16 protein-coding genes are annotated in these 17,426 nt (G+C 66.0%); 8 read left to right on the top strand and 8 right to left on the bottom strand.

Annotation, left to right across the window (positions count from 1 at the left end; translation table 11 throughout):
* Positions 1-178: 178 nt before the first annotated feature.
* From G7Y49_RS08155 to G7Y49_RS08135, 5 genes are all read left to right on the top strand, one after another.
* Positions 179-844 carry a zinc metallopeptidase gene (locus G7Y49_RS08155; protein WP_165172780.1) on the top strand — a complete coding sequence of 222 codons (666 nt, stop codon included), beginning with the start codon at positions 179-181 and terminating at the stop codon, positions 842-844.
* Positions 834-2,207, top strand: a complete 1,374-nt coding sequence (xseA, locus tag G7Y49_RS08150; RefSeq protein ID WP_165172778.1) for an exodeoxyribonuclease VII large subunit — start codon at positions 834-836, stop codon at positions 2,205-2,207. Before G7Y49_RS08155 ends, xseA begins: the two co-directional genes overlap by 11 nt.
* Positions 2,200-2,457 carry an exodeoxyribonuclease VII small subunit gene (gene xseB / locus G7Y49_RS08145; RefSeq protein WP_206214601.1) on the top strand — a complete coding sequence of 86 codons (258 nt, stop codon included), beginning with the start codon at positions 2,200-2,202 and terminating at the stop codon, positions 2,455-2,457. Before xseA ends, xseB begins: the two co-directional genes overlap by 8 nt.
* A 160-nt stretch (positions 2,458-2,617) precedes the next feature.
* Entirely contained in the window at positions 2,618-2,971 is a 354-nt protein-coding gene (locus G7Y49_RS08140) for an HIT domain-containing protein (RefSeq protein ID WP_165172776.1), read from the top strand.
* 274 nt (positions 2,972-3,245) lie between these two features.
* On the top strand, positions 3,246-4,469 hold the full coding sequence (locus G7Y49_RS08135) for an acetate/propionate family kinase (protein WP_165172774.1): 1,224 nt from the start codon (positions 3,246-3,248) through the stop codon (positions 4,467-4,469).
* Positions 4,470-4,624: 155 nt separating this feature from the next.
* Here G7Y49_RS08135 and pta read toward each other — a convergent pair whose 3' ends face one another.
* Positions 4,625-5,626 (bottom strand): phosphate acetyltransferase, encoded by a 1,002-nt coding sequence (gene pta / locus G7Y49_RS08130; protein WP_165172772.1) that lies wholly within the window; start codon positions 5,624-5,626, stop codon positions 4,625-4,627.
* Between the two features lie 271 nt (positions 5,627-5,897).
* Here pta and glf point away from each other — a divergent pair, with 271 nt between their 5' ends.
* Genes glf through G7Y49_RS08115 form a run of 3 tightly spaced genes read left to right on the top strand, consistent with a single transcriptional unit; the run spans position 5,898 to position 9,164 of the window.
* Positions 5,898-7,175 carry a UDP-galactopyranose mutase gene (gene glf / locus G7Y49_RS08125; RefSeq protein ID WP_241157341.1) on the top strand — a complete coding sequence of 426 codons (1,278 nt, stop codon included), beginning with the start codon at positions 5,898-5,900 and terminating at the stop codon, positions 7,173-7,175.
* A gap of 9 nt (positions 7,176-7,184) precedes the next feature.
* Positions 7,185-8,204: a glycosyltransferase family A protein gene (locus tag G7Y49_RS08120; protein ID WP_165172770.1), complete on the top strand. Its 1,020-nt coding sequence runs from the start codon at positions 7,185-7,187 to the stop codon at positions 8,202-8,204.
* Between the two features lie 30 nt (positions 8,205-8,234).
* Positions 8,235-9,164 (top strand): type III pantothenate kinase, encoded by a 930-nt coding sequence (locus G7Y49_RS08115; protein ID WP_241157340.1) that lies wholly within the window; start codon positions 8,235-8,237, stop codon positions 9,162-9,164.
* 72 nt (positions 9,165-9,236) lie between these two features.
* Here the strand turns inward: G7Y49_RS08115 and dinB are convergent, their stop codons facing one another.
* The 7 genes from dinB to G7Y49_RS08080 all read right to left on the bottom strand — a co-directional run bounded on the left by dinB (position 9,237) and on the right by G7Y49_RS08080 (position 17,278).
* On the bottom strand, positions 9,237-10,526 hold the full coding sequence (dinB, locus tag G7Y49_RS08110) for a DNA polymerase IV (RefSeq protein ID WP_165172768.1): 1,290 nt from the start codon (positions 10,524-10,526) through the stop codon (positions 9,237-9,239).
* A 103-nt stretch (positions 10,527-10,629) separates the two neighbouring features.
* The gene (locus G7Y49_RS08105) at positions 10,630-10,980 is read right to left on the bottom strand and encodes a HigA family addiction module antitoxin (RefSeq protein ID WP_165172766.1); all 351 of its coding nucleotides are present in this window, start codon (positions 10,978-10,980) and stop codon (positions 10,630-10,632) included.
* 14 nt (positions 10,981-10,994) lie between these two features.
* Entirely contained in the window at positions 10,995-11,276 is a 282-nt protein-coding gene (locus G7Y49_RS08100) for a type II toxin-antitoxin system RelE/ParE family toxin (RefSeq protein ID WP_165172764.1), read from the bottom strand.
* A 205-nt stretch (positions 11,277-11,481) separates the two neighbouring features.
* Complete coding sequence (locus tag G7Y49_RS08095; protein ID WP_255465929.1) at positions 11,482-11,943, bottom strand: ORF6N domain-containing protein; 462 nt, start codon at positions 11,941-11,943, stop codon at positions 11,482-11,484.
* Positions 11,944-12,824: 881 nt separating this feature from the next.
* Positions 12,825-13,712, bottom strand: coding sequence for a hypothetical protein (locus tag G7Y49_RS08090; RefSeq protein WP_165172760.1), 888 nt, complete (start codon positions 13,710-13,712; stop codon positions 12,825-12,827).
* Positions 13,713-13,715: 3 nt separating this feature from the next.
* Positions 13,716-14,348 carry a 4Fe-4S dicluster domain-containing protein gene (locus G7Y49_RS08085; RefSeq protein ID WP_165172758.1) on the bottom strand — a complete coding sequence of 211 codons (633 nt, stop codon included), beginning with the start codon at positions 14,346-14,348 and terminating at the stop codon, positions 13,716-13,718.
* Positions 14,348-17,278: a molybdopterin-dependent oxidoreductase gene (locus tag G7Y49_RS08080; RefSeq protein ID WP_165172756.1), complete on the bottom strand. Its 2,931-nt coding sequence runs from the start codon at positions 17,276-17,278 to the stop codon at positions 14,348-14,350. Before G7Y49_RS08080 ends, G7Y49_RS08085 begins: the two co-directional genes overlap by 1 nt.
* Positions 17,279-17,426: the final 148 nt, after the last annotated feature.

The raw sequence follows: 17,426 nt of genomic DNA, 5'->3' as shown, positions 1-17,426 counted from the left end.
GGCGTGCGGCGGCGCGCCCCGGGTGGCCCGCGCGGCTGCGGCGTCGCAGGCATGGCGCGGCCGCGGCCAAGCGGGTTGCGAATGTTTGACGGTGTTCCACCTGTGGTACATCTTTCGTACGTCTGTCGGATATAATGCCCTCTGAGCAATTTGACTGAACGAAGAAGGAGTGAGACGCATGATGTCCATGAGCTACCTTTCCCTCATCGTGGTGACGCTCGTCATCGGCATGGGGGCAACGTGGTGGGTGAACCACCAGCTGAAGAAGTACCGCAGCGTGGGCTCGGCGAGCGGGTACACCGGCGCGCAGATGGCCCAGCACATGCTGTCCTACCACGGCGTGTCGGGCGTGGAGATCCGCATGGGCGGTCCCGACCAGAACCACTTCGACCCGCGTGACAACTCCATTACGCTCGATCCCGACGCCTACCGCGGCACGTCGGTCACGTCGATCGCCACGGCCTGCCACGAGGTGGGGCATGCCTGCCAGTTCGCCGAGGGGTACGCTCCCATGCGCATCCGCGGCTCGCTCGTCCCGGCGGTGAACCTCGCGTCGAACGCGTGGATCTTCCTGCTGATGCTCGGCATCATCATGAACATCGCGGGGCTCACCACGCTGGCCATCATCATGTACGCTGTCGTGGTGCTCTTCCAGATCGTCACGCTGCCGGTCGAGTTCGACGCGTCGAGGCGCGCGAAGGCGTACCTGGCCAACGTCGGCGCGCCCGTGGCCGAGCAGGGCGGCACCGCGAGCGTCCTGCAGGCGTGCGCGCTCACGTACGTGGCGGCGGCCCTCACCTCGATCCTGCAGCTCCTGTGGCTGCTCGGCCAGCGTGAGGAGTAGCGAGCGGCAGGAGGCTCTCTCGGTCTCGGGCGCGGTGGCGCTGGCCAAGGGCGCGCTCGAGGGCGTGGTGGTGCGCCTCGTCGGCGAGGTGTCCGAGGTCTCCAACAAGCCGGGCTACAAGGCCGTCTACTTCACGGTGAAGGACAGAAGCGCCTCCCTGCCGTGCATGATGTGGAACAGCCGCTACCAGGCCGCGGGCGTGCAGCTGCGCGTCGGCGCGCTCGTGGAGCTCACCGGCCGCTTCACGCTCTACGCGGCGAAGGGGCGCATGAACTTCGACGTGTTCTCGGTGACGCTCGCGGGCGAGGGCAACCTGCGCCTGCAGGTGGCTGAGCTCGCGCGCAAGCTCGCGGCCGAGGGGCTCACCTCACCTGAGCGCAAGCGGCTCCTGCCAGCGTATCCGCAGGCAGTCGGCCTGGTCACCTCACCGCGTGGCGCGGCGGTCCACGACGTCCTGCGCACGCTGCGCCGCCGCTGGCCGCTCGCGCGCGTGCTCTTGGCCGGCGTGCCGGTCGAGGGCGCCGGTGCGCCGGCGGCCATCGTGGAGGGCATGCAGCGCGTGGTGATGGCAGGTGCCGAGGTGGTGCTCGTGGTGCGCGGCGGCGGGTCGTTCGAGGACCTCATGCCGTTCAACGACGAGCGCCTCGCGCGCGCCATCGCCGACATGCCGGTCCCGGTGGTCACGGGCATCGGGCACGAGCCCGACACCTCCATCGCCGACATGGTGGCCGACGTGCGCGCCTCCACGCCGACGTACGCCGCCGCCGGCGTGGCGCCCGAGGGCGCCGAGGTGCGCGCACGTCTCGATGCGCTCGCGTCCGCGCTCGCCGCGCGCGAGCGGGCGCGCGTGGTCGCGTCGAGCCGCCGGGTGGAGCTCATGGCGGCGCTGCCGCTCTTCCGCGAGCCGATGCGCCTGTTCGAGGCCGACGCGCGTGCGCTCGACGAGCTGTCCGGGCGCCTCCACGCGGCGCTCCCGCAGGCCATCGCGTCCGACCGCCGCACGCTCGAGGGCATGCGCGCCCTGCTCGCCGGCTCGCTTGCGCGCCTCGGCGAGCGCGAGGGGCAGCGCACGCGCGCGCTCGAGGAGCGCCTGCGCTACCAGGGCCGGGCGCTGCCGCAGCGCTTCGCGGGCGACGTGTCGATGATGGCGGCGCGCCTGGGCGACCTGTCGCCGCTCGCGGTGCTCGCACGCGGCTACGCCATCGCGCGCGACGAGCGCGGGGGCGTGGTGAAGTCCGTCGACGACGTACGCCCGTCCGACGCCGTGGAGCTCACCGTCTCCGACGGCGTCGTCAACTGCAAGGTAGTAGGCACGCAGCGCATCACAACGGCGCTGGAACCATGGGAGGATAGCGATGAATGAGGAATTGAAGCCGGTCGAGGAGCTGACGTTTCGCCAGGCCATGGCCGAGCTCGAAGGCGTCGTGAACGTGCTCGAGTCCAACACGCTCGAGCTCGAGGAGTCGCTGGAAAGCTATGCGCGCGGGGTCTCCCTGCTCGCGTCGCTGCAGAAGCGCCTCGACGCCGCCGAGCAGCAGGTCGAAGTGCTCATGGGCGAGCTTGCGCCCGCGCCCGACGACGCGACGCAGGACACCACGCTCCAGAAGGCGTAGGCGACCACCTGCGGGCAGCCTGCTTGTGACGGCTTGCCCGCAGCTTATCCGCAGGAGCTGACCTGCAGGAGCTGACCTACGACAGCTGACCTACGACAGCTGACCTGCGGCAACGTGCCCGCAGCAACCCAAAGGCAACCAACGAAAAGGAGAGAGAACCATGCGCAAGGACGATTGCCTGTTCTGCAAGATCGTGGCGGGGGAGATCCCCTGCACGAAGGTGTACGAGGACGATGACGTGCTGGCCTTCGACGACGTGAGCCCCATGATGCCGGTGCACACCCTCATCGTGCCGAAGAACCACTACGACAACATCGCAGACGACATCCCCACGGAGGAGATGGGGCGCCTCTTCGGCGCCGTGGCGAAGGTGGCCGAGATCAAGGGCGTGACCGAGGGCGGCTTCCGCACGCTCGTGAACACGGGCGACCACGCCTGCCAGAGCGTGCACCACGTCCACGTCCATGTGCTCGGCGGCGCGCAGATGAACGACGGCAGCCCCGCGGCCGAGTAACGGCCCCGCGCGAAAGCCGGCAGGCGCCCGACAGGAGGCGCGGCTCGGATTGGAGAATGCCCGCAGAGCTTGACGGAAGCTTGCGCGGGAACCCGGCGGAGGCTCGGCCCGGATGCCTGGCGCCCGCCTGGCGCGAAAGCTGGCGCCCGCCTGGCGCGGAGGGGTTGCGCGCTCGGCGGTCGCCACTCGCCGAAAGTGTCTCCCCACGGTCGGGGCCGCCTTTGGCGACAGCGTAAAATAACGGGATACAACTCGTTCTAAGGGAGGCGGATCGTTGAACGTACTCGTAATCAATGCAGGATCATCTTCCTTGAAATACCAGCTCATCAACGTCGAGACCCACTCGGTTCTCGCCAAGGGCATCTGTGAGCGCGTCGGCTCGGCCGAGGCGTTCCACAAGCACGGCCTCGATGACAACGAGGTGGTCATCGACGCCAAGATGAGCGACCACAATGACGCCATGGCGCTCGTGCTCGAGGCGCTCATCTCCGGCCCCACCAAGGCCATCGAATCACTTGACGAGATCGACGCCATCGGGCACCGCATCGTGCAGGGCGGCAAGTACTTCGACCGCTCGGTGCTCATCGACGACGACGTGATCGCCAAGATCGACGAGCTCGCCGAGCTCGCGCCCCTGCACAACAAGGCGGCCCTCATGGGCATCAACGCCTGCCAGCAGCAGATGCCGGGCAAGCCCATGGTGGCGGTGTTCGACACCTCCTACTTCCAGACCATGCCCCCGAAGGCGTACATGTACCCGCTGCCGTACGAGATGTACGAGAAGTACTCCATCCGCAAGTACGGCGCGCACGGCACGTCGCACCGCTACATCGCCGAGCGCGCGGCGGCCTTCCTCGACGAGCCGCTCAACGACCTCAAGCTCATCACGTGCCACCTCGGCAACGGCTGCTCGATGTCGGCCGTCGACCACGGCGTGGCGGTCGACACCTCGATGGGCCTGACGCCGCTCGACGGCCTCATGATGGGCACGCGCTGCGGCGCGGTCGACCCGGCCGTCGTCCCGTTCCTCATGGAGCACGAGAACCTGGACGCCGAAGGGGTCAACAACCTGATGAACAAGCAGTCGGGGCTCCTGGGCATCTCGGGCGTGTCGAACGACCTGCGCAGCGTGCGCGAGGCGTCCGAGAGCGGCAACGAGCGCGCCCAGCTCGCCTACGAGATGTACTCGAACTCGGTGAAGAAGTACATCGGGCAATACATCGCCGTTATGGGCGGCGTCGACGCCGTCGTGCTCACCGCGGGCGTCGGCGAGAACTGCGACAAGATGCGCCGCCTGATCTTCGCGGGCCTGCAGCCGCTCGGCATCAAGCTCGACCTGCAGAAGAACAAGCTGCGCGGCGGCGAGCGCGAGATCTCCACCGACGACTCCGAGGTCCAGATCCTCATCATCCCCACGAACGAGGAGTACATGATCGCGCGCGACACCTTCGAGATCCTGCATGAGAAGATGCTCGCCGACGAGCTCCACCTGTTCTAAGGCTGTTTCCTAAGGCTGTTCCAGCCCGAAGCAGAGGCTGGGGAAAACGAATCTGAGGCTGAGAAAAAACTGAGGGGGAAGGGGATAAGCCCCTTCCCCTTTTTCGCAAAGAAGCCCCTCATGCCATCCCAGGCGGAGTGCCCGAGCGCGGCGCCCTACTTCGCGGACGCTTTGGCCTGCGCCTGTACGCAGGTGATGGCGATCACGCCCACGATGTCGTCGGCGGTGCAGCCGCGGGAGAGGTCGTTCACCGGCGCGGCGATGCCCTGCGTGATGGGGCCGTACGCCTCGGCCTTCGCCAGGCGCTGCACGAGCTTGTAGCCGATGTTGCCCGCGTCGATGTCGGGGAACACGAGCACGTTGGCGCGCCCGGCGACGGGGGAGTCGGGCGCCTTCGAGGAGCCCACGGAGGGCACGATGGCGGCGTCGAGCTGCAGCTCCCCGTCAAGCGCCAGCTCGCCGTCCAGCTCGCGGGCGATCTCGACGGCGCGCACCACCTTGCTCGCGTCGTCGTTCTTCGCGGAGCCGTAGGTGGAGTGCGACAGCAGCGCCACCACGGGCTCGGTGCCGATGAGCGTCTTCCACGAGCGCGCGGAGTTCACGGCGATGTGCGCGAGGCGCTCGGAGTCGGGCTGCACCTCCAGCCCGCAGTCGGAGAAGATGAACGTGCCCTGCTGGCCCAGGTCGCAGTCAGGCACCACCATGACGAAGAACGAGCTCACGAGCTTGACGCCCGGCGCCGTCTTGAGGATCTGCAGGCAGGGGCGCAGCACGTCGCCCGTGGCGTGGCACGCGCCCGCCACCATGCCGCCCGCCAGGCCCTGCTTCACCATCATCACGCCGAAGTAGAGCTCGTCGCTGATGAGCTCGTCGGCCTGCTCGGGCGTCATGCCCTTGTGCTTGCGCAGCTCGCAGAGGCGCGCCGCCAGCTCAGCGCGCATGTCCGAGGTGCGCGGATCGACGATGCGCGCACCGTCGAGCGCGCGTCCGCTCGCGGCGATGGCGGCCTCGTCGCCCAAGATGATGAGGTCGGCCACGCCGAGCTCGAGGATCTTCTCGGCGGCGGCCAGCGTGCGCTCGTCGTTGCCCTCGGGCAGGACGATGGTCTGCTTGTCAGCGCGGGCGCGCTCGAGCATGGTGTCAAGGAAAGTGCTCATGGAAGGGTCCTTTCTCAAAGCAAGTGACGTGAGCCCATCATACGCGCGCGCCGCGCTCGCGCGTCCTGCGCGCGCGCCGTGCGGCTGAATTATTCGGTTTGTATGGTGTTGACCTCGGAGAGGCGGCGCGAGGGTCGGAGTCGCCGCAGGCTATCGTACAATATCTCCGATAATGCTGCGGCGTTCGGGCCGTGGGGCGCGCAAGGCGAGCTGCGCGCGCTCCGCTCTCGGCGCCGTGCTTGCGGTTCGGCCCGGCGCAAGGCGCGCGGGCATGGCCCTCGTCAAACAGAAAGGAACGCTCGTGGGCGTGCAGTACACCGATTACAAGGACATTGACATCAATAGCTTTGACGCTGTCGTCGTGGGCAGCGGCTTCGCCGGCGCGGTGTGCGCGCGCGAGTTCGCCGAGCGGGGGGACATGCGCGTGCTCGTCATCGAGAAGCGCGCGCACATCGGCGGGAACATGTACGACGAGCTCGACGAGGCCGGCATCCTCGTGCACCGCTACGGGCCGCACATCTTCCACACCAACGACGGCCGCGTGTTCTCCTACCTGCGCCGCTTCGCGGGCTGGATCGGCTACCAGCACAACGTGCTCGCCGACTGGTACGGCACCTACCTGCCCGTGCCCTTCAACAAGAACTCCATGGAGATCGCGTTCGGCAAGGAGCGCGCCGCGCACCTCACCGAGAAGCTGATCGACGTGTTCGGCGACGGCCGCAAGGTCACCATCAACGAGCTGCGCGCCCAGGACGACCCCGAGCTGCGCGAGATCGCCGACTTCGTGTACAAGAACGTGTTCCTCTACTACACGCAGAAGCAGTGGGGCCTCACGCCCGAGGAGGTCGACCCGAGCGTGACCGCGCGCGTGCCCGTGTTCATCTCGCGCGACAACCGCTACTTCCAGGACCAGTACCAGGGCATGCCCGTGCGCGGCTACACCGACCTGTTCGAGCAGATGCTCGACTACGAGGGCATCGAGGTGTGCCTGAGCACCGACGCCACAAGCGTGTTCGAGCTCGAGTTCGAGGACGACTCCGAGGACGCCCAGCTGTCCGCCATCAAGCTGCATGACGTGAGCTTCATCGGCCCCATCGTCTACACCGGCCCGCTCGACGAGCTCTTCCTCGCGCGCTTCGGGCGTCTGCCCTACCGCAGCCTCGACTTCGTCTACGAGACCTACGACGAGGAGTACAAGCTGCCCTGCGGCACGGTGAACTACACGGTGACCGAGGACTACACGCGCGTCACGGAGTTCAAGCACATGACCGGACAGAAGGCGCCGAACACCACCATCATGAAGGAGTACTCGCGCGCTTACACTGACCCCGACGCGCAGATCCCCTACTACGCCATCATCAACGACGAGAACAACGCGCACTACGAGCGCTACCGCCGCCTCACCGAGTCGCTGCCGAACTTCCACCCGCTCGGGCGCCTCGCCGAGTACCGCTACTACAACATGGACAAGATCGTGGGGCTCGCGCTCGATCTCTCGCACGGCATCCTCGACGAGCGCGCGTCTGCGCAGGAAGCTGCGGAGGAGTAGGGCGCGGGCATGAAGACCATCACGTTTGCGGTTCCGTGCTACAACTCAGCCGAGTACATGGACAAGTGCATAGAGTCGCTTCTGGCCTGCGGTGATGACGTCGAGATCCTCATCGTCGACGACGGCTCCACCAAGGACGCCACGCCTGAGAAGGCTGACGAGTGGGCCCGCCGCCGCCCTGACGTCATCCGCGCCATCCACCAGGAGAACGGCGGGCACGGCGCGGCGGTGAACACCGGGCTCGCGCACGCCTCGGCGCGCTACTTCAAGGTGGTCGACTCCGACGACTGGCTCGACGCCGACGCCATGGGGCAGGTCATGCGCTACCTGCGCCGCCAGATGGAGCTCAAGGACCCCACCGACCTCGTGATCGCGAACTACGTGTACGAGAAGGTCTACGAGGGCACGCGCACCGTCATACGCTACAAGAACGTGTTCCCCGTCGAGCAGGAGTTCACCTGGGACGAGGTGGGCGCGTTCGGCCCGTCGCAGTACCTGCTCATGCACTCGGTGATCTACCGCACCGAGCTTCTGCGCGACATGGCGCTCGAGCTGCCGCGGCACTGCTTCTACGTGGACAACATCTTCGTGTACGAGCCGCTGCCGCACGTGCGGACCATGTACTACCTCGACGTGGACATGTACCGCTACTTCATCGGGCGCGAGGGTCAGTCGGTGAACGAGAGCGTGATGATGGGCCGCATCGACCAGCAGCTGCGCATCACGCGCATCATGATCGACGCGGTCGACGTGATGGCCATCGAGCAGAAGCGCCTGCGCCACTACCTGGAGAACTACCTCGCGATGATGATGTGCATCTGCTCGGTGTTCCTGCGCATGCGCAACACGCCCGAGGACGAGCGCAAGCGCGAGGAGATCTGGGCCTACCTGAAGGACGCCGACGTGGCGCTGTACCGCCGCATCCGCACGAACGTGCTCAACCTGAGCACGAACATCCCCACCGAGGTGGGGCGGCGCGCGGGTCTGGGCGGCTACCACATCGCGCAGAAGATCTTCAAGTTCAACTAGGCGAAACGAGGGGAAGGGAAGCGAGGACGCGTGGCGAAGGACGGCGAGGGCATGCGCGAGCCGGTGCTCGTCATCGACGCGGGCAACACCACCACGCGCTTCGGCGTGGCCTGTGGCGGCGCGCTCGTCTCCACCTGGGAGACCTCCACCGACCCGCGCGCGACCGCTGACGAGGCGCTCTGCGCGCTGCGCGCCTTCCTCGGCGCGTTCGGCGAGGGGCTTGCCCGCGTCGACGCGGCGGCGTGCGGCGGGCTTGCGGCTGCGGCTGGGCAGGCGCCATCGTCCTCGTGTGCGCCTGCGTCTCCGTCCTCGTTTGCGCCTGCGTCCGGGCAGGCGCCCCTGCCCGCGCCCCCGCGCCCTCGCGACGGCATCGTGTCGTCGGTGGTGCCCCCGCTCACCGACGTGTGGGTCGAGGCGGCGTCGCGCCTCTGCGGCCGCGCCCCGCTCGTGGTGGCCCCGGGGCTCAAGACCGGCCTCAAGATGAGCTACAGCGACCCGGGCGAGGTGGGCGCCGACCGCGTGGCCGACATGGTGGCCGCCAAGGAGCTCTACGGCGCGCCCGCCGTGGTGGTCGACCTGGGGACCACGACCAACATCGAGGTGCTCGACGCCCGCAACGCGTTCGCGGGCGGCATCATCGCGCCGGGGCTGCGGCTTTCGGCCGAGGCGCTCGCCGGCGCGGCCGCGCGGCTGCCCATGGTGGAGGTGAAGGCGCCCGAGCGGGTGGTGGGGCGCTCCACGCGCGAGGCCATGCAGGCGGGCATCGTGATGGGCGAGGTCGCGCGCATCGACGGCCTGATCGACATGGTGTGGGCCGAGATGGGCTGCGAGCGCACTACGGTGGTGCTCTCGGGGCGCGACGCCTGCGCGCTCGGCGCGCTCATGCGCCACGACGTGGTGGTCGAGCCCGCGCTCACGCTCAAGGGGCTCGTCCTTCTGCATGCGGCGAACCGCCGCTAGGCGAAGGGGGAGGGGCCTCGGCTGCCCTAAAGGCGACGGGGCCTGCGCTCGCGGGCGGTCCCGCTGGGCAGCCTACTTGTAGTCAGCCGGGTTCTTCGAGCTCGAGCCGGTGGTGTTCCGCTCGTTGCGCAGCTCGCAGCCGAACCGCACGGCCGACTCCCCGAACTTGTCCTTGAGCGCGTCGGTGGCCGCCAGAAGGCCGCGCCGCTTCTCCTCGCTCGCGATCAGCGGGCTGCGCACGCCGTCGTCGAGGGGCGCCGCCTCGTCCACGTCGAAGAGCGCCTCCTGCACCACGCCCTCCTCCTCGAAGCCCGTCATGCTCACGCCGAGCAGGCGGATCCTCATGCCGGGCTGCCACAAGTCCTCCACGAGGCGCAGCGCGTAGGGCGTGAAGAACAGCTCGTCGTCAGTCTGCCGGGGCAGGCGCATCTGGGCGGATCGCGTGGTGCGGTCGGCGTAGCGCACGCGGATGCCGAGCGTGCGCCCGGCGAGCTGCTTGCGGCGCAGGCGCCGGCCCACCTTTGCGGCGATGGTGGAGAGTGCCGAGGCGACCTCTTCTCGCTCGGTGAGGTCGCGCGCGAAGGTGACCTCGTTCGAGATCGACTTCACGGTGTCGTCGGCCTCGACGGGCGACACGTCGCCTCCTGCGGCGCGGGCGCGCATCATGTCCGCGTTCTTGCCGAACACGCGGCGCAGAAGCCCCTCGTCGGCCCGCGCCAGGTCGCCCAAGGTGCGCACCCCGTGGCTCACGAGCGCGTGCTCGGCCGCGGCGCCCACGCCGCTCATCGTGCGCACGGGCAGAGGGGCGAGGAACGTCGCCTCGCTGCCGGGGTACACCACAGTGAGGCCGCGCGGCTTGTCCATGTCGGAGGCCACCTTCGCCACCGACTTCGTGGTGCCCACGCCCACCGAGCACGTCACGCCGAGCGCGGCCACGCGCGCCTGGATGCGCCGCGCGACGCTCACGGGGTGCTCGTGGTTCACCTTCGTGGGGGTGACGTCCATGAACGCCTCGTCGATGGAGACCTGCTGCACGTGCGGCGTCTCGTCGCGCAGGATGCCCATGATGGCGTTCGACATCTCGCGGTAGCGGCTGAAGTGCCCGTGCGTCCAGATGGCGCCGGGGCACAGCTCGCGCGCGAGCGAGGCGGCCATCGCGCTGCGGACGCCGAAGGCGCGCGCCTCGTACGAGCAGGTGGACACCACGCCGTGCGCGTCGGCGTCGCCGCCCACGATGACGGGCTTGCCGCGCCAGCCCGGGTGGTCGAGCTGCTCGACCGAGGCGAAGAACGCGTCGAGGTCGACCAGCAGGATGGCCGGTCCCTCCCAGGGAAGAAGCAGGTTGTCGGTGGCGTCGCTCATAGGGCCAGTGTAGCGCATGCGCGCCAGCGCCGGCGCGCGCCAAGGCTCGCAATCGGGCGAGCGCCGGAAGCCCTGACCGCGCGAGCGCCTGCAAAGCCGTGCGTCATCCCGCGGCCATCGCCAGCTCAGGTACCTCGAGCGGCTCCACCTTCTCGATATCCTCGCTGTGCAGCTCCATAGAGTTCCACAGGTCCATCTTCTGCTGCATGTTCATCCAGAACTGCGGGGTGGTGCCGAACAACCGGCCCAGCCGCAGGCACATCTCGGGGCTGAGGCCGCGCTTCTCGCGGATGATCTCGTTCACCGTCTGGCGCGTGACGCCGAGCCGCTTCGCCAATTCCGCCACGCTTAAGCCGAGCTCCGGCAGGTAGTCCTCCCGGAGAAACTCACCAGGATGGATGGGCGCACGGCTGATGAGCAGGGCATCTTCCCTCAAGCAGACTTCATTGCTCATGACATCCTCCCGATTCAGTGGTAGTCGCAGATCCCAACATCATAGACGCCGTCGGCCTCGAAGCGAAAGCAGATGCGCCATTGGTCGTTGATCGAGATGGCGTACTGTCCTTTTCGGTCGCCCTTCAAAGCGTGGAGCCTGTTTCCCGGAGGGAGCCGTAAATCCAGAAGAGCCACCGCATTGTCAACGTATTCGAGCTTGCGCAGCGCGCGACGCTGGATGCCTGGGGGCAGGTTTCTGCAAGAGCCCGTCTCAAACAGCTCGCGAGAATCCGTATCGGCAAACGTCCGAATCATGGGCACCTCCTTGGAACGTATTGTAACGTGTCACGTGACTCTTTACAAGCATCTAAGCAACCCCAAGGTTGCTACCTCAATGCAATTTGTCGAGTGAGTACGCCTTCTCCTGCTATTTGGTGACAAGCACCTTCGCTTTTTTAAGCCTGGCGTTTTTAGGCTCTCCCAATGCTGTGTATTGCTTTTAGGGGCGTTCTTGGGTCCTTCATTGTTCTTCGAGACGCGAGAGGATAGCACCCGCTAATTCCTTGTCCTTGATGCGCGTCACTGCGAAGCTCTTCTGGTGCTCCAACCGGTGCAGCTCCACCGCGCGTATCTGCTCGAACATGGCGGCGTTGCTGGCGATGAAGTGACGCATCTCGACAAAGGCATCCATAATCTGCACGCTCACGCGAATGGCGGTCTCGCTTCTGAGCACGGCAGAGAGCATTGCCGCGCCCTGTTCGGTGAACATATTTGGGAGCTTGCGGCGCCCGCCGCTGCCCTCTGCCTGTTTTGAAGTCGCAGTTTGTGATTTCAAAACTTCCCACTCATCCTCGTTCAACTGAAAGCAGAAGTGTTCGGGAAAGCGTCCCTGGTTGCGACGAACAGCCTGATTGATGATCCTGGTCTCAACCCCGTAAAGCATTGCGAGATCGCCGTTGAGCATGACCTGCACTCCGCGCACCGTGCATATGAGGTCGCGTATGGCGGAACAGCCGCCCTTCGGCTATTTTGCAAGTCGGGGTGGGCGCACCAGTTCAGCGTGAGCGCCGCGCTCGCGTGTCCCAAAGTGCGTGTCCACCTGCCCGTTGCTCCACCTGCCGGTGCTGATGACGTCACCGACAACGGCGCTTTTCCATCCACCCCTCAGGTGATTCTGGATGAAACAAGGCCGTTATCGGTGTTTTTTCGAGAAAAGTGGATGCAAAAGCGCCGTTGTCGGCGGTTTTCGGGGCTCGAAGCACCGACAACGGGCATTTTCCATCCAGCTTCTCAAAATCGTGGATGAAAAGAGGGCGTTGTCGGTGCTTCGAGCAATAGAGAACTGAGATCTATCTCTTGGCTTCTCCAGCACATGTGGAAGAGCGATTATACGCCGTGGACGGCTTCTGGACTACAGGCTATGCTTCCCTAGAATCGGGATTTCATTGCGCCTGCGCCGACGAGCGGAGGTGCCGTCCCTGCGCTCGCGTCGACGCGCGGGGGTGCCGTCCCTGCGCTCGCCGGACGCTTGCTTTTCCGCTAGCGCCCGGAGGCGAGGAAGAACAGCGCCATCGTGCCGGGGCCGGAGTGCGCGGACAAAGGCGCGGGTGCACGTCGGGAGCGTATGCTAAGCGCGAGTTCATTCTGGGGAATAGGGGCAGCAAAATGCCCCACCGCGCGGGAGGGGGAGGAGCGCGGCGGGGCGAGAAAAGAGAGAGGGAACTCTATGCGAGGGATTTCTGTCTAGGCTTTCTGTCGGGAATTCTCCATCGAGGGTCTTTCTCGGGATTCTACGTTAGGGAACCTTCGTCAAGGGCCCTTCATCGGGATCCGGCTGTGATGCGCAGCCGGATCCTCAAGTTCCTAGAAGAACATGAACATGGACAGCCCGGAGGCGTAGAAGGCCATGCGCAGGGTCACGGCGCCAATCAGAGCGCACGCTAGGGCCGCGATGGCAAGCACCTTGGCCGTGGGTGCCGGCTTCTTCGAGCCGACTAGCGCGAGCGCTGCGGCCGCCGCGGCGCCGATGATGGCGACCACAGCCGTGACCGCTGAGCCGCCGGCGAACGGGTTGGCTGCTGCGACCGTCTGCATCGCATGGGTGGGATGCGTCGGGTCGAAGTAGTAGCCCACGTCAGTGAGGGAGCCGCCGGCAATGACCATGACGATCAGGAAGATGATGGTGGTGACGGCGTTCGCCACTGTGCCCACCAAGGCGATGCGCGCGGTTGCGGAGATGCCCTCGCCATCCGCGCTGTCAACGAGCGTCATGATGAGAAGCGCCGTCAGCGGGCCGAACGCGCAGGCGTTGCCCACCAGCGACAGAACTTCGGTGATGGAGTTCCAGGTCGGGCGAGCCGGCATGAGGTAGCTGGCGCCGGCTACGCACACGAGCGCAACCGCCACGACGATGCCGACAATCGCCAGCGCACGGGGAACCTCGCCGCCAGCGCCTTTGCGCAGCATCACGAAGAATACGACCATCACGATGGCGAGCACGACGATGGCGATGAGCTCCTGGGCGATGCCAGAGCTCAGATGCCCGAAGCCGTTGAAGATGCGCTCCCAGTGCTCAAGATGGAAGAACACCGCCACGCCGCCGATGACGAGGAGCGCCGCCGAGGTGATGAGCATGGGCTTCTGGGCCTTCTTGGCCTTGCCCATGACCGCGAGCACCGATTGGGTGCCGAAAAGACCTGCCGACCACGCCACGAAGGCGGTGAACAGGATAAGGGGCCATTGCATTTCCATGTCTTATTCGCCTCCCTGCCATTTCCTGCCGCGCAGGATGTAGCGGAACGTGGGGTCATTGCCGGCGTTGGGCAGCGTATGGACGTCTTCGTCGCTGAACTCGTTGCAGAAGTCCTTCAGGATGACGCGCTTGCCGTCGGCCTGCTCGGGACCTTCGAAGCCTTCGATGCCCTGCTCGATGTCACCGAAGAAGCGCGCCATGCCGCCGCACTGGGCGACGCAGGCGGGCAGCTCGCCTTGGGCGATGCGCTGCTCGCATAGGGTGCACTTCTCGACGACGCGCTCTTCCTCGTGCAGGTAGCGTACGCCGTAGGGACAGGCCATGACACAGAACTGGCAGCCGATGCACTTCTCCTTGTCGATCTGGATGGTGCCGTCCTCGGCGATGTGGGACGCGTTGGTGGGGCACACCTTAACGCACTCGGGGTTCTCGCAGTGCTGGCACTGCACGGTGAGGAAGTACATCTCCACGTCGGGATACTGGCCGGAGCCGCCCTCCGTGGGATTGGGGCCGATGCGCAGGGTCTTGTTCCAGAACGCGCCGGGCTCCACGCCGTTGATGGCCTTGCATGCCGTGGAGCAGGCCAGGCATCCCACGCAGCGGTTAAGGTCGGTGACGATGCTGTACTTGGTCATTATTCATCCCTCCCTTCGTAGACGGGCAGCCACTCCTTCAGGCGCGGGTCGCTCGCATCGTGGATGATCTCCACGCCGCTGTGATCGCAGGGGATGGGATTGCCGAACGGGGAATTCTCAGGGGTTGCCTTGTAGATCTTGCACAGGTAAGCGCGGAGGTTGGATGATCCGCAGTGCGGATCTTGGGCGTGATGGTCGATCAGGTGGTTCACGCAGCACAGCTCGTGGCCGCTGCCAGATTGCTTGAACTCGGGGAACCACCACTGGTGCTCGCAGTTGATGACGCCGGGATCGATGCCGTAGTAGAGATCCGCGACCTCGCGGATCTTGCCGTCGGGCGTTTCGATCCACACCCAATCGCCCTGCTCAATGCCGTACTCGGCCGCCGTGACGGGATTGATCTCGACGCGGGGCACCGGCCACAGCTCGCGGCACCAGGGAAGCTGACGATGCTCGGAGTGGAAGTACACTGGAATGCGGCGACCGGTCGTAATGATGAGCGGGTACTCCTTCGCGCGCTCCGGGTCGGAGATGGGGGAGTGCGTGGGCTCGCGATAGGTGGGCATCTCCCATCCCTGGTTGGGGTGGAACGACTCCATGACCGTGGACCAGATCTCCATCTTCTTGGTGGGTGTGTAGAAGCCGGGCAGCCAGTCGCCCACGGTGCCGACGAATCCGCCGGCGTTGCGGCCGCGCAGAGCACCGGTCTCGTAGCGACGGTAGGTGCCCCACAGCTCGGGCTCCACTTCCTTGCAGTCCCACCAGCCGTGCTCCTGGAAGCGCTCGTTGAACTTGTCCCAGCCCTCGGGCTCGAAGCCTGCGACGGCCATGTCGAGCATGCCCTGCACGCCGGGATACTCGTCGTAGCCGGGGATGATGTTATAGGGCAGCCCCTTCTCCTTGTAGAGCATCTCGATGATCTCTCCGTCGAACTTGGCCTCGCCAGGTGGGTCGATGCACTTCACCGTGGCGCCCATGGCACCGGAGGAGCCTTGGGACGAGCGGGGGCTCGAGAGCTCGAGCCAGTGGGCGGCCGGCAGCACGATGTCGCAGACGCCGCCACCGGGAGTGTGCCACAGGTTGCACTCGACGTAGAACTCAAGCTTCTTCAGCGCCTCCCAGGCAACGGCGGTGTTGCACTGGTTCATGAAGTCACCCGAGGAGTTGAAGGCGCCCACGACAGGGTAGGGCTCGCCGGTGAGCACGGCGTCCCAGGTGGTGGCGGCGTCGGCCCACATGCCCCACCAGTACAGCAGCGGGAACTGATCGCGGCCGAGGATCTTCTCGAGTTGGCCTTCGGACAGCGGCGGCATGCCGGAGCCGTTGTTGGCGAAGCCCATCTGGCCGCCCTCGATGGGCGCGCGGGTGGAGGCTCGCTGGCCGCCGGGGGTGTCAATGGCTCCCACGAGCGCCGTCAGGGTGTCGAGGGCGCGCACGTTCTGGATGGCGGTGTTGGCATGCTCGGTGGGCAGCATGTACTGGATGCCGCCGTTAGGGTAGCCCTTGGAGGGGTCGACCGGGGTGGCCCAGGTGATGGCTGCCGTGCGAATCTGCTCGGCAGGAACGCCGGTGATCTCCTGCACCTTCTCGGGGGTGTAGTCGGCCAGGGTGTCCTTGTAGTGCTCGAATACGGTGCGCACCTTGACGGTGCGGCCGTCCTTCAGCGTGATATCGTACTCACCCTCAAGCTGCGGGTCGATTTCGGCGGCGAAGCCATCCTCGGCCGTGAATCCCGTAGGGTCGATGACGAAGCCCTGGGACTGGCCCGGAATGAGGTTCTCCTGCTGGGCCTCGCGACCCTTGGTCGGCTTGATCCAGGTCTGACCCTCCCACATGCCGGTCTCGGCGTCGAAGTAGGTGAGGCAATCGTTGCCCGTTTTGCCGGCCGCGATGCGCTTGCCGTCGGGGATCATGAAGCGCTTGGGGCTGCCGCCTTCCTTGATGTCGGATTCCTTGATGAGGTTCGTCTTCAGGTCGAAGGGGGCGCCGAACATGGGGGTGAGCTCCTGCCAACCCGTGGCTTCCATGTCCATGCAGACGAGGAACGGGAAGTTCGTCCATTTCTTCAGGAACAGCTCGTCGTAGAGCTTCTCGTCGACGATGACCTTGCTCCAGCCTAAGGCCATGGCGCCGTCGGTGCCGGGGCGCAGCGGCAGGCGGATGTCGGCTTCCTTGCCCATGTTGGTGAGGCGCGGGTCGACGACGATGTAGGTGTCGGCGTCAGAGGCCACGTCGACGGTGGTACGGCAGGCGTCATCGTAGTTGGACATCTCGGCCGCGCCGCCCCACTGCACGTACACGTCGGGGTGGTCGACGGTGGCCATCCAGCTCTGGGCGAAGTTCGACACCATCAGCGTTGCGAAATGGCGCGGCCCCTTGCAGATCTGCCACGCCTGGACGATGTTGGGGGAATCCCACAGCCACATGCCGTTAGCGGAGCCGAACATGCACCACACGCGCGAGGTGCCGGCCATGCCGAACAGCGACTCGCCACCGTACTTGGCCTGGAGCTCGTCGAACTTGCTCACCACGGTGGAAATGGCCTCGTCCCAGCTGATGCGCTGCCAGCCGGGATCGTCGTTGTCCTTGGGGTTGGTGCGCTTCAGGGGATAGCGCAGGCGGTCCGGGTGATAGGCCGCCTGCAGCGAAGACTGCGACTTGGTGCAGCAGTTGCCCATGGACTGGAACGCCTCGGGGTCGCCTTCGATGCGGATGACCTTCCCGTCTTGCACGACGGCGATGACGCCGCATTCCATCTTGCCGCAGCCGCGGCATCCCGTGCGGATGCGCTTGATCTCGCCCGCGCCCGCGCCCGCATTTGGGTTCTCGGCCAGGGCGGCGGTCGTCGTGGTTCCCGCAAGGGCCACGGCGGCGCTCGTGACTGCGGCAGTCTTCAGGAAGCTGCGACGGCTCATCGATAGCTTGCTCATCCTCTCCTCCTTTTCCTCTCTTCTTTCCTTTGACGGATCTGGTTTTCTTTCGTTGGCATGCAACGATGAAATCTTTATAATTCCGCATGGAAAGAAGGTGAGGGGAAAGATCGGAATGCCAGGTTATTGAGGTTTCCAATCTGGAAAA

The organism is Adlercreutzia sp. ZJ242 (assembly GCF_011038995.1).
Taxonomy (GTDB): Bacteria; Actinomycetota; Coriobacteriia; order Coriobacteriales; family Eggerthellaceae; genus CAAEEV01.
The sequence above is the reverse complement of the archived record's forward strand: the minus strand, read 5'-3'. Positions and strand labels throughout refer to the sequence as shown.

Bases quoted from the DNA above. Each gene is read 5' to 3' on its own strand.
- G7Y49_RS08085 (WP_165172758.1), bottom strand. From the start codon at position 14,348: ATGACCAAGTACAGCATCGTCACCGACCTTAACCGCTGCGTGGGATGC.
- G7Y49_RS08105 (WP_165172766.1), bottom strand. From the start codon at position 10,980: ATGAGCAATGAAGTCTGCTTGAGGGAAGATGCCCTGCTCATCAGCCGT.
- G7Y49_RS08120 (WP_165172770.1), top strand. From the start codon at position 7,185: ATGAAGACCATCACGTTTGCGGTTCCGTGCTACAACTCAGCCGAGTAC.
- G7Y49_RS08140 (WP_165172776.1), top strand. From the start codon at position 2,618: ATGCGCAAGGACGATTGCCTGTTCTGCAAGATCGTGGCGGGGGAGATC.
- G7Y49_RS08090 (WP_165172760.1), bottom strand. From the start codon at position 13,712: ATGGAAATGCAATGGCCCCTTATCCTGTTCACCGCCTTCGTGGCGTGG.
- G7Y49_RS08080 (WP_165172756.1), bottom strand. From the start codon at position 17,278: ATGAGCAAGCTATCGATGAGCCGTCGCAGCTTCCTGAAGACTGCCGCA.
- xseB (WP_206214601.1), top strand. From the start codon at position 2,200: ATGAATGAGGAATTGAAGCCGGTCGAGGAGCTGACGTTTCGCCAGGCC.
- dinB (WP_165172768.1), bottom strand. From the start codon at position 10,526: ATGAGCGACGCCACCGACAACCTGCTTCTTCCCTGGGAGGGACCGGCC.
- glf (WP_241157341.1), top strand. From the start codon at position 5,898: ATGGCCCTCGTCAAACAGAAAGGAACGCTCGTGGGCGTGCAGTACACC.
- pta (WP_165172772.1), bottom strand. From the start codon at position 5,626: ATGAGCACTTTCCTTGACACCATGCTCGAGCGCGCCCGCGCTGACAAG.
- G7Y49_RS08100 (WP_165172764.1), bottom strand. From the start codon at position 11,276: ATGATTCGGACGTTTGCCGATACGGATTCTCGCGAGCTGTTTGAGACG.
- G7Y49_RS08155 (WP_165172780.1), top strand. From the start codon at position 179: ATGATGTCCATGAGCTACCTTTCCCTCATCGTGGTGACGCTCGTCATC.